Consider the following 11,823-nt stretch of genomic DNA (forward strand, 5'->3'; position numbering starts at 1 on the left):
GATTTACTATTCTTTTAACATCTTTTGTCTATAAATATGCATTATTTAATGCTTAAGTGACATTTGTTAGCACTTTTCTGGCTCAGATATCTCATTTTTATGCATGTTGATTCATTTCATCTTTGTTTAGATGAAGTATGAATATTGATGAATAGAAATGAATGAAAAATAAAGGGATTAACCCTTGAAGAGCGTAGTTATTAATGCTTATATACAGACTAAAATTAGTCACTAGTTGACTGCTGTTTTTATGCGTTTTTCAAATTATTGTCATGCAAAAATACATATTTTTTGCAAAAAACAGCTTTGAAATTAATAATTATTGAATAAATTTGCATCGACGATGTATAAATATACATTTCAACAAAGAAGAACCAAATGAAGATTAAAGCACAAAGACTAATTGCTATTAAGCAAATCATCAGTTCTCAAAAAGTGAGTTCACAAGAGGAGTTGGTGGTACTGCTTGAAGCAGAAGGTTATAAAATTACGCAGGCAACATTATCGCGTGATTTAAAATATTTAAAGGTGGCAAAAGTGCCAGATGCTGAAACAGGATACAAATATGTTGTACCCGAATCGGCACAAAAACAAGAAGAGCCGGCCAAACAAGAGGAGTTTCCGGTGAGTGGAGTTGAATCCATTGAGTTTTCAGGGCACCTTGCTATTATGAAAACAAGACCTGGGTTTGCCAATGGCATTGCTTCGGTTATTGATAGTCATGGTCCGTATGAAATATTAGGAACCATTGCAGGTGATGATACTATACTATTGATTAGCCGTGAAGGTGTATCAAAATCAGATGTTATCAATGCCTTATCCTTGTTTATGCCTGGCCTTAAAGAAAAGACTTTGTAAAGTAAAGGCGATTGAAAAGATATAGTAGATCTCCGATTAAAATAGGGACCAATTATAATGAGTAAGTTTAACATATTTGTCGCAAAAAAAGAGCATCTGAATTATGTAGATGTGGTGTTGAATACCATAGCAGAAGCAGCTAAGGTGCGTGGGACGGGTATAGCCAAACGGAGCCCTGAATATCTTCAAAAGAAGGTGGAGGAAGGGAAAGCAATTTTGGCTTTACAAGGAGAGGAGTTTGCCGGGTTTTGTTACATCGAAACCTGGGGGCATGACAAATTTGTAGCCAACTCTGGTTTAATTGTAGTTGATAAATTCAGAGGTTTTGGTCTGGCAAAAGATATTAAGAGAAAGGCATTTGAGTTGTCTCGCGAGCGTTACCCTCAGGCGAAGATTTTTGGTTTAACAACCGGGCTAGCTGTGATGAAGATCAATTCGGAATTAGGTTATCGACCTGTTACATTCTCTGAATTAACGGATGATGAGCAGTTCTGGAAAGGTTGTCAGAGTTGTGTTAATTACGACATACTAGAGCGTACCGAGCGGAAACATTGCCTTTGTACGGGCATGCTGTTTGATCCAATATGGAAGAATAACTCTAATAATAGAAAGTCAGAAAATGTGTTTTCCCGATTACGAAAAGCTGTTACGAAAAGTGATAGTGGAATAGGAAAGGCATTAAAAGCAATTACAGCCTTATTTTAATTGAAGGAATAGACAATTGATAATTATATAACGATGAAAGAAAAAGTAGTTTTAGCGTACAGTGGAGGTCTGGATACTTCTTTTTGCGTGAAGTATTTAGCTGAAGAAAAAGATCTGGAGATTTATTCAGCGATAGCTAATACTGGTGGTTTCAGTGATGATGAGCTGGAGGATATCGAAACAAAGGCTTACGAATTGGGCGTTGCTAAACATGCAACACTAGATGTAACTGAGCGCTACTACCGACGATGCATTCGTTATATGATTTATGGAAATGTTTTAAAGAATAATACATATCCGCTGTCAGTTAGTTCAGAGCGTGTTTTTCAGGCTTTAGCTATCGTTGATTATGCTCGTTCGATAGGTGCTAAATACATAGCTCATGGCAGTACCGGAGCTGGTAATGATCAAATCAGATTTGACCTTACTTTCCAGGTTTTGGCTCCCGATATTAAAGTTATTGCTCCAATTCGTGATTTGAAATTGTCTCGTGAAGCCGAAATTGATTATCTAAAAGAAAGAGGCGTGGTGCGTGACTGGACGAAGATGGAGTACTCTATTAACAAAGGCTTATGGGGAACCAGTGTTGGTGGTAAAGAAACATTAACATCAAACCAAACATTACCGGAGGAAGCATACCCAAGTCAATTGCAAAAAGATGGGGAAGAAACTCTTGAGTTAGGATTCATTAAAGGTGAATTGGCAACCGTTAACAATGAGGTGTTTGATGACCCCATTGAAGCGATCAAGAAGATTGAAAGCCTGGGTGCTGTTTTTGCTATCGGTCGTGATATGCACGTGGGTGATACTATTATTGGTATAAAAGGACGCGTTGGTTTTGAAGCCGCAGCTCCTTTGTTGATTATTAATGCCCACAGGGTACTGGAGAAGCATGTGTTAACCAAGTGGCAGATGCACTGGAAAGAGCAATTAGCTAACTGGTATGGTATGTTTTTACACGAATCACAATACTTGGAACCGGTAATGAGGGATATTGAGAAGTTCCTTGAGAGCTCACAAAATAATGTAAGTGGTAAGGTAATTATCAAACTAAAGCCTTATCGTTTTGAGGTGGTTGGTATTGAATCGGATCATGATTTAATGAGCAGTGCATTTGGTGAGTATGGAGAAATGAATAAAGCCTGGACTGCAAATGACGTTGAGGGTTTCACAACGATTATGGCAACACCAATGAAAATTTTTAATGCCGTTAATAAAGGGCAACTGGATATTAAGGATAGCGATGATTAAGGTTGGAATTATAGGCGGAGCCGGTTATACGGCAGGTGAGTTGATCAGAATACTTTTGAATCATTCTAAGGCTGAGATTGTTTTTATTCAGAGTTCAAGTCAGGCAGGTCTTCCGGTAACGGATATTCATACTGATCTGGTTGGTGAATGTAAGCTGTTGTTCATGGCGGAAGTTGATTATAGCGTTGACGTGTTGTTTTTGTGCATGGGACACGGTCGATCACGTAGCTTTGTGGAGGATATTCCGGTTGACTATAAAGGAAAAGTCATTGACTTAAGCCATGACTATCGTTTGAAAGATAAAGCTGATGGCTTTATATATGGATTACCTGAATTAAATAAGGATGCAATTAAGCAATGCGATAAAATTGCCAATCCAGGATGTTTCGCAACTGCTATACAGCTAGCGTTATTACCTATAGCTAACAAAAAGCAATTGAACGAAGTGCATGTGCATGCAATAACAGGTTCAACTGGCGCAGGTCAGGCTTGTTCGTCAACAACTCATTTTAGCTGGCGAAATAACAACGCCTCTGTTTACAAATCCTTTGAACATCAGCATCTGGGAGAAATTGGTGAATCGTTAGAGCAATTGCAGCCCGGATTTTCAAAGGCCATCAATTTTGTGCCAATGCGTGGTAATTATCCACGTGGTATCCTGGTTTCGGTTTATATGGAGAGCGAATTATCCGAGGAGGAAACTGTTAGGATTTACGAGGAATATTACAGTGAGCAACCATTTACATTCGTCGTTAATAAAAATCCGGATGTAAAGCAGGTTGTCAACACCAATAAAGCATTGGTGTATGTAAAAAAATATGGAACGAAAATACATGTAGTCAGTGTGATCGATAATCTCTTAAAAGGAGCATCAGGTCAGGCTGTACAAAATATGAATCTTTTATTTGGTTTGGATGAAGCAGAAGGTCTTCAGCTAAAACCTGTGGCATTTTAGTCGGTTAAAGAATCGGTCTACACGGGTTATTTGGTTTAAATTTTAGGTGTTCATTCTTCTTTGTATGAAGGCTGACTGCTTTGAGTACCGAGGGCGCAGTCCCTTGGTACTTCATCCTTTTTTCTTTATTACATTTAATAGTTGATTATCATTCTTAGGGAGGTTAATTATGGAATTATTCGACGTATATTCACTTTTTGATATAACGCCGGTTAGAGGCGAAGATTGCTATATCTGGGACAGCGAAGGAAATAAGTACCTTGATTTATATGGCGGGCATGCAGTTATTTCAATAGGTCACAGTCATCCGCACTATGTCGAACGCTTAACTTCTCAGATCAAAAAGATCGGTTTTTATAGTAATTCAGTTCAAAATCCAATGCAGCAAGAGTTAGCAGATAAGTTAGCTGCTCTGACACAGTTGGAAGATTACCAGTTGTTCTTATGCAACTCAGGAGCTGAGGCTAATGAGAATGCGCTTAAGCTGGCATCTTTTCATACTGGTCGTAATAAAATTGTAGCCTTCGAAAAAGGGTTTCATGGGCGCACTTCAGGAGCTGTTGCTATAACGGATAACACAAATATAATCTCACCGTTTAATGCAGGTCATAATGTTGATATTTTGCCTTGGCTTGATTTGGAAGCAGTCGAAAAAGCATTAGCTACCAATGATGTTGCGGCTGTAATAATCGAAGGTATCCAAGGAATTGGAGGTATACATATTCCATCACCCGAGTTTTTGGAAGAGCTTAAGGTCATATGCACAAAGTATGGAACCTTATTAATTCTGGACGAAATTCAGTCAGGTTACGGACGTAGTGGAAAATTCTTTGCTTTCCAGTATGCTGATATTGAACCTGATATTATAACAATGGCTAAAGGGATGGGTAATGGATTTCCTGTTGGAGGAGTATTAATATCCCCGGCAATAAAAGCAAAGAAGGGGCTTTTGGGAACCACATTTGGGGGGAATTATCTGGCTTGCGCTGCTTCACTGGCAGTTCTCGAGGTTATTAAGGCTGAGAATTTAATTGAGAATAGTAGTAAAATAGGTTCTTATCTTTTAGATAAGTTATTAAATATGAATCTTTTTAAGGATGTTAGAGGGCGTGGTTTGATGTTGGCGATAGATAGTTATAAAAAAATTGCACCTACAAGGGAGGAGTTATTAGTAAAAAATTATACTTTTACCGGCGTTTCCGGCACATATACTATGAGGTTACTACCTCCAATGACTCTCAGCAAGAGCCATGCAGACTGCTTTTTGTCCAGTCTTGAGGCTAGTGTTGATAGTGGCTAATATCTAACAAAATGGTAAGAACGTACTGGAACGAAGAATGGAAAGAAGTTGAGTTTGAAAAGGGTGCTTTGCAAAAAAGATACGCAGTATCAAACTACGGGAGAATTATTAGTTTTAATGATAAAATTGAGAACGGTGACTTCCTCAGGGGAGGAATGCTAAGGGGATACCCGACTTTGCCACTCAGACCGTTTGGCAAGTCTAAAACATATTATTTGCATAAACTTGTAGCCGAGCTCTTTTTACCAGAAAAATCTCCCGGACAGGAATTTGTAATACACATTGATTATAATAAATCGAACAACTTCGTAGAGAACCTGAAATGGGCCAGTAAAAAGGAGATGTTTGCACACCAGCAAAAGAATCCATCAGTCAAAAAAGCAAGAGAGAAACAAAAAGGTCAAAGACAACACGAAGGTCATAAGCTTACAGCAACTCAGGTGATGCGCTTAAAAATGAGGATCAATGATCCAAAGCGTAAAACCCGCTTGAAACTGATAGCAAGAGAATTTGGTATTAGTGAGATGCAGCTTTATCGAATTAAATCAGGCGAGAATTGGGCTCATATTAATGTGCGCTCACGCGACGAAGAAGGTAAGTAAGCTATTTGCTGTATTTTTTTGATCATTTTTTGTGTAGATTTATAAGTTTAAAGTTTGTTTCTCTTATAGGTTAATGCAAGAACGATTTAAAAAATTACAGCATGAAAGTTAATAAATTGGCCATCATCGGTGGTGGAAACTTAGGAACGGCTATAGCTAAAGGCTTGTTGGCTAATGGCCTGCTAAAACCATCGCAAATTGTAATAACAAGAAGGCGAACATCCTTATTAAGTGATTTTACCGAAAAAGGAGTGGAAGTCACCAAGGATAACCTGAAAGCTACAAAGGGAGCTGATGTTGTATTACTTGGCGTTAAACCTTACCAACTTGAGGGTGTTGTCAAAGAAATTACACCCGAGTTAAACGAAGGAACTGTACTTGTGTCATTGGCTACAGGTATTTCGTCGGAAAAGATTCAGTCATACAGTTCAATTAAGCTACCTATATTCAGGGCGATGCCTAATACTGCCATTGAGATCGGGGAATCCATGACCTGCATTTCGTCATTTAATGCATCGGAAGAGCAGGAAAAGCAGGTGGTTGATATGTTCTCCGAAATGGGGCAGGCTATAATTATTCCTGAAGAACTCATGGCTGCTTCAACTGTTTTAGCCGCATGTGGAATTGCGTTTGCTATGCGTTTTATCCGTGCTGCTACACAGGGGGGGATAGAAATTGGTTTTGGTTCGAAACTTGCTTTACAAATTTCAGCACAAACCATTAAAGGTGCTGCCGACCTACTGATTGAGAAAGGTTCACATCCCGAGGATGAAATTGATAAGGTGACAACCCCCCGCGGTGTTACCATATCTGGTTTAAATGAGATGGAACATCAGGGTTTCAGTTCGTCACTTATAAAAGGTTTACTGACATCGTTTAACAAAATTGAAAACGGGAAATAATTAGCATGTACAATAAAGTATGCATAAAGATAGGTTCAAATGTATTGGCCAATTCAGAAGGTGGACTGAATAAAAGCCGTGTGAACGAATTGGTGATGCAAATAGCTCGTTTGCATAAGCAAGGTAAAAAAATTGTTTTGGTGTCTTCTGGGGCGGTTGCCTCTGCACGTGGACTTGTTGTACCCGATAAAAAAACGGATCGGGTGAGTCAGCGTCAGTTGCTTTCGTCAGTTGGACAGGTTAAGCTGATGAATCTTTATGCACAATTGTTCGATCTGCACGATATTTCAATTGCACAGGTTTTAGTTACGAAGCAAGATTTCAGTACCCGTGAGCACTATTTAAACATGAAAAATTGCGTAAGTGCTTTATGGGAAAATGATGTACTGCCAATCGTTAATGAAAACGATGCGGTTTCTGTAACAGCTCTCATGTTCACAGATAATGACGAACTGAGTGGCATGATGGCTTCTATGATGAAATGTGAAGGGTTGATTATACTATCCAATGTGAATGGAATTTACAATGGTCATCCTGATGATTCATCTGCTCATGTAATTCCTCAAATAGAGGCTGACGAAAAGGATTTATCCAAATACATTTCTGCAGCTAAATCTGACTTTGGTCGCGGCGGTATGTTAACTAAATGTCGCGTAGCACAAAAATCAGCTATGTCTGGTATAAACGTACATATTGCCAATGGTCAACATGATGGTGTATTGACTCAATTGATGGATCAAGCCCAAAAGCTTGTGCACACACACTTTGTTGCCGGAGAAGGTTATCCAGCCGTTAAGCAATGGATTGCTTACTCGGAGGGATTTGCCAAGGCAAGCATTGTGATTAACGATGGGGCTTTCAAAGCTTTGTGCTCAAAAAAAGCAACCAGCTTATTGTTGGCTGGTGTCAGTCAATTTGTGAACAGTTTTGAAAAAGGTGATTTGATAAAAATCCTGGACGAGAATCAAACTGCCGTCGGTATTGGTAAGGCATCGTATAGCAGCCATAAAGCAGAAAAGCACTGGCGCGATGATAAGTACAAACCATTGGTACACTACGATTATTTATATGTTTTCCCTGAGTTTTTAAGTTGATCAAAAGCCTTCACCATTATGTATAAAGACTATTTCGAAAAAGTAAAACAAGCCTCACGGTATATGGCACGATTGAGTGCTGAGCAGACAAGAGCCATCTTACAGGATCTAAGTGCAGCTTTACGTGCGTCGGTTAATGATATTCTGGTTGCTAATAAACAGGATGTAGATCGCATGGATATATCTGATCCGAAATATGATCGTCTGAAGTTAACACCAGAAAGAATTAATGCTATTGCTGATGATGTTAATAATGTTGCTCAATTGAACTGTCCTGTAGGAGAAGTGTTGGAAAGTCGTCAGTTAGAAAACGGACTTCAATTGGAAAAGAAAAGGGTTGCATTGGGAGTTGTAGGTGTGATTTACGAGGCTCGTCCTAATGTTACTATCGATGTATTTGCCTTATGCCTGCAATCTGGCAATGCCTGTGTTTTAAAAGGTGGAAGTGATGCCGAGGATAGCAATCGAGTATTGGTAGACTTGATAAAAAAGGTGCTGCGGAATAATGGTGTTGATGAAGGTATTGCGCAGCTTTTACCAGCTGACCGTCAAGCTACAGACGAACTTATGAATGCTGTTGGTTATGTGGATGTATTAATTCCGCGTGGTTCACAAGGTTTAATTAATGCGGTGCGCGATAACGCTAAATTACCAGTTATTGAAACAGGTGCTGGTATTGTGCATACCTACTTTGATGAGTCAGGTGATTTAGATATTGGTAAGCAAGTCATTTTCAATGCAAAAACTCGTCGTGTAAGTGTATGTAATGCGTTGGATTGTTTGGTATTGCATAAAAATCGACTAAACGATTTGCCGGTATTGGTGCATGATATGGCCAAAGAGAAAGTTGAGGTGTTTGCTGATAAACAGTCATATCATAAGCTGAAAGGTTTATATCCTGATGATTTGTTGAACCAAGCCAGTGAAGAAGATTTCGGAACAGAATTCTTATCTCTTAAAATGTCTGTGAAGACTGTAGATGATTTTGATTCCGCATTGGATCATATTTACCAGTTCAGTTCTAAACACAGTGAGGCGATTATTGCTGAAGACGCAACTGTTGTTGAAAGATACCTTAATGAGGTGGATGCAGCCGCTGTGTATGTTAATACCAGTACAGCTTTTACTGACGGTGCACAATTTGGTTTGGGGGCAGAGATCGGAATCAGCACTCAAAAGCTGCATGCGCGAGGTCCTATGGGTTTAAGGGAATTGACGTCCTATAAATGGATTGTTAAAGGTCAAGGGCATATACGTCCTGCCTAAAATGTGATTAGCCGAATCTACGATCATTATGTAAATGTTTTGAATCTTTATACACTATCAATATGAAACGATTTCTCAAAGTAAATGATATAGGCGATTTAAATACCGCTCTTAAGGAAGCTGCTGAAGTAAAAAAGAATCCGTATGCCTGGGATACTATGGGTAAAAACAAAACCATTACCCTGATTTTCTTTAACTCAAGCCTTCGCACACGCTTAAGTACTCAAAAAGCAGCCATGAATCTGGGTATGAATGTCATTGTGTTAGATGTCAATAAAGATGGCTGGCAATTGGAAACAGAATTTGGTGTGGTGATGGATGGCGATAAGCCTGAACACTTGCGAGAAGCAGTTCCTGTAATTGGTCGTTATTGTGATATTATTGGAGTACGTTCTTTTGCCTCATTCGAGGATAAAAAGGCTGATTATGAAGAGCAGATACTGAATCAGTTTATTGAGTTTGCTGGTGTACCTGTGATCAGCATGGAATCGGCAACACGACACCCATTACAGGCTTTTGCTGATTTATTTACCATAGAAGAGCATAAGACCAAAGAACGCCCTAAAGTTGTGTTAACCTGGGCGCCGCATCCCCGAGCTTTGCCGCAAGCTGTTCCAAATTCTTTTGTTGAATGGATGAAGGAAGCTGATGTTGATTTGGTGGTCACGCACCCCGAAGGGTATGAGCTGGCACCAGAGTTTAGCGATGGTGTAAAAGTAGAGTATGATCAGAAAAAAGCATTTGAAGGAGCCGATTTTATTTATGCTAAAAACTGGGCTTCCTATAATGAATACGGTCAGATATTGAATAAAGATAAAAGTTGGACTGTTGACTCTGATAAAATGGCTTTAACCAATAATGCCAAGTTTATGCACTGTCTGCCCGTTCGTCGCAACATGATTGTAAGTGATGAGGTGATTGACAGTCCCAATAGTATCGTAATTGATGAGGCGGCTAATCGTGTGGTATCTGCGCAAGTAGTGATCAAGCGAATGTTGGAAAGTTTAAAATAACAAGATGAACGATAGATTAACCATTGTAAAGGTTGGAGGTAAAGTTGTAGAGGAAGCTGAATCCTTAAAGGCGTTTATTAAGGATTTTGCCAGCATTGCCGGACAAAAGATTTTGGTTCATGGAGGTGGACGATCGGCAACAGCGATAGCCGAACAGATGGGGTTTGAAACAAAGATGGTGGAAGGCCGGCGTATTACCGACAAAAACATGTTGGATGTGGTCGTGATGGTATATGGCGGTTTAGTCAACAAAAATATTGTAGCTCAACTGCAGGCACTCAATAAGCAAGCGGTTGGATTAACCGGTGCTGATTTGGATTGTGTGAGGGCTGTGAAGCGTCCGGTTCGTGAAATAGATTATGGTTATGCGGGTGATGTGACTTCAGTAAATACTGAACAACTCGAAGAACTTGTGAAGAATGGTGTGATTCCGGTGGTGGCTCCTTTAACGCACAATGGAGAAGGACAAATGCTCAATACCAATGCCGATACAATGGCGGCCGAATTGGCCAAAGCATTTGCAGGTAGTTTTCGGGTGCAGTTAGTTTATTGTTTCGAAAAGAAAGGTGTTTTGGAAAAACCGGATGATGACGATTCAGTTATTGTCAATTTAACCAGTGAACTATTTGAAACATACAAACAATTGGGTGTTATAAGTGATGGAATGGTACCTAAACTGGATAATGGTTTTGGAGCATTGAAACAAGGCGTTTCAAAGGTGTATGTTACCAATATTGAAGGTTTGAAAAATGAATTTTCAACCGGAACATTATTATCTCTTTAGAAGACATGGATAACAAGCAAAAAAAATATACAGGCGAAGCCATTGAGTTGCTTAAAAAGCTAATTGTTACGCAGTCATTTAGCCGAGAGGAAAATGATGTAGCTGATTTGATGGCAGCCTATCTTTCGGAGAATGGTTTGAAAGTCAATCGTCAGGATAATAATGTTTGGTGTTGGACTGCAGATATAGATGCCTCTAAACCAACCGTATTGCTAAATTCACATTTAGATACAGTCAAACCTTCTTCTAAGTGGACATACAACCCTTTTGGTGCGACTGTTGAAGGTGATAAACTTACCGGGTTGGGAAGTAATGATGCAGGCGGACCTTTAGTGTCGCTTATGGCAACATTTCTATATCTAAAAGACGAGGAATTACCATTTAATTTGGTATTTGCCGCAACTGCTGAAGAAGAAATATCGGGAACCAATGGCGTAGCCTCAATTTTAAGTGAGATTGGCTCGGTTAATCTTGGTATTGTTGGTGAACCAACGCAAATGCAGATGGCAGTTGCTGAGAAAGGTTTGATGGTACTCGATTGTGAGGCCCATGGTAAAACAGGCCATGCTGCACGTGATGAAGGAGAGAACGCGCTTTATAAAGCACTCAAAAATATCGAATGGTTTAAAAGCTATCAGTTCGATAAAGTATCACCACATCTGGGACAGGTTAAAATGACCGTAACGCAGATTGATGCAGGTAGTCAGCATAATGTTGTGCCCGATTCCTGTCGTTTTGTTGTTGATGTTCGACTAAACGAATGCTATAGCAACAAAGAACTTCACCATATTATTGAGCAACACGTTGATTGCGATGTCAAACCACGTTCCTTTCGATTAAACAGCTCATTTATTCCGGTTGATCATCCTTTGGTGAAACGAGGTGTTGATCTGGGGCTTTCCTATTATGGTTCACCAACAACATCCGATCAGGCAGTGATGGATTTTACCACCATCAAAATAGGTCCGGGCGATTCAGCACGCTCCCATACTCCGGATGAATACATTTATCTGTCAGAGATAGAAAAGGGCATAGATATATACATTAAATTACTGAAAGGAATAAAACTATCTTGGTAGTGAATAGTTTATAT

At 39.4% G+C, this 11,823-nt stretch carries 12 protein-coding genes; all 12 read left to right on the top strand.

What is annotated here, in order from left to right:
• Positions 1-378 precede the first annotated feature (378 nt).
• Complete coding sequence (argR, locus tag AC4MRQ_RS04460) at positions 379-858, top strand: arginine repressor (RefSeq protein ID WP_491196447.1); 480 nt, start codon at positions 379-381, stop codon at positions 856-858.
• A gap of 57 nt (positions 859-915) precedes the next feature.
• Positions 916-1,563, top strand: coding sequence for a GNAT family N-acetyltransferase (locus AC4MRQ_RS04465; RefSeq protein WP_491196448.1), 648 nt, complete (start codon positions 916-918; stop codon positions 1,561-1,563).
• A gap of 33 nt (positions 1,564-1,596) precedes the next feature.
• Positions 1,597-2,814 (top strand): argininosuccinate synthase, encoded by a 1,218-nt coding sequence (locus AC4MRQ_RS04470; RefSeq protein ID WP_491196449.1) that lies wholly within the window; start codon positions 1,597-1,599, stop codon positions 2,812-2,814.
• On the top strand, positions 2,768-3,769 hold the full coding sequence (gene argC / locus AC4MRQ_RS04475) for an N-acetyl-gamma-glutamyl-phosphate reductase (RefSeq protein WP_491196450.1): 1,002 nt from the start codon (positions 2,768-2,770) through the stop codon (positions 3,767-3,769). The genes AC4MRQ_RS04470 and argC overlap by 47 nt, the downstream gene beginning before the upstream one ends.
• A 169-nt stretch (positions 3,770-3,938) precedes the next feature.
• Entirely contained in the window at positions 3,939-5,069 is a 1,131-nt protein-coding gene (locus AC4MRQ_RS04480) for an aspartate aminotransferase family protein (RefSeq protein ID WP_491196451.1), read from the top strand.
• Between the two features lie 11 nt (positions 5,070-5,080).
• Positions 5,081-5,671 carry an NUMOD4 domain-containing protein gene (locus AC4MRQ_RS04485; RefSeq protein ID WP_491196452.1) on the top strand — a complete coding sequence of 197 codons (591 nt, stop codon included), beginning with the start codon at positions 5,081-5,083 and terminating at the stop codon, positions 5,669-5,671.
• 101 nt (positions 5,672-5,772) lie between these two features.
• Positions 5,773-6,573, top strand: coding sequence for a pyrroline-5-carboxylate reductase (gene proC / locus AC4MRQ_RS04490; RefSeq protein WP_491196453.1), 801 nt, complete (start codon positions 5,773-5,775; stop codon positions 6,571-6,573).
• A gap of 5 nt (positions 6,574-6,578) precedes the next feature.
• Positions 6,579-7,667 carry a glutamate 5-kinase gene (proB, locus tag AC4MRQ_RS04495; RefSeq protein ID WP_491196454.1) on the top strand — a complete coding sequence of 363 codons (1,089 nt, stop codon included), beginning with the start codon at positions 6,579-6,581 and terminating at the stop codon, positions 7,665-7,667.
• A gap of 18 nt (positions 7,668-7,685) precedes the next feature.
• Positions 7,686-8,933, top strand: a complete 1,248-nt coding sequence (locus AC4MRQ_RS04500) for a glutamate-5-semialdehyde dehydrogenase (protein WP_491196455.1) — start codon at positions 7,686-7,688, stop codon at positions 8,931-8,933.
• A 62-nt stretch (positions 8,934-8,995) separates the two neighbouring features.
• Positions 8,996-9,946 carry an N-acetylornithine carbamoyltransferase gene (locus AC4MRQ_RS04505; protein ID WP_491196456.1) on the top strand — a complete coding sequence of 317 codons (951 nt, stop codon included), beginning with the start codon at positions 8,996-8,998 and terminating at the stop codon, positions 9,944-9,946.
• 4 nt (positions 9,947-9,950) lie between these two features.
• The gene (argB, locus tag AC4MRQ_RS04510) at positions 9,951-10,730 is read left to right on the top strand and encodes an acetylglutamate kinase (protein ID WP_491196457.1); all 780 of its coding nucleotides are present in this window, start codon (positions 9,951-9,953) and stop codon (positions 10,728-10,730) included.
• A 5-nt stretch (positions 10,731-10,735) separates the two neighbouring features.
• Positions 10,736-11,809 (top strand): M20 family metallo-hydrolase, encoded by a 1,074-nt coding sequence (locus tag AC4MRQ_RS04515; RefSeq protein ID WP_491196458.1) that lies wholly within the window; start codon positions 10,736-10,738, stop codon positions 11,807-11,809.
• Positions 11,810-11,823 lie beyond the last annotated feature (14 nt).

Source organism: Carboxylicivirga sp. (assembly GCF_982718395.1).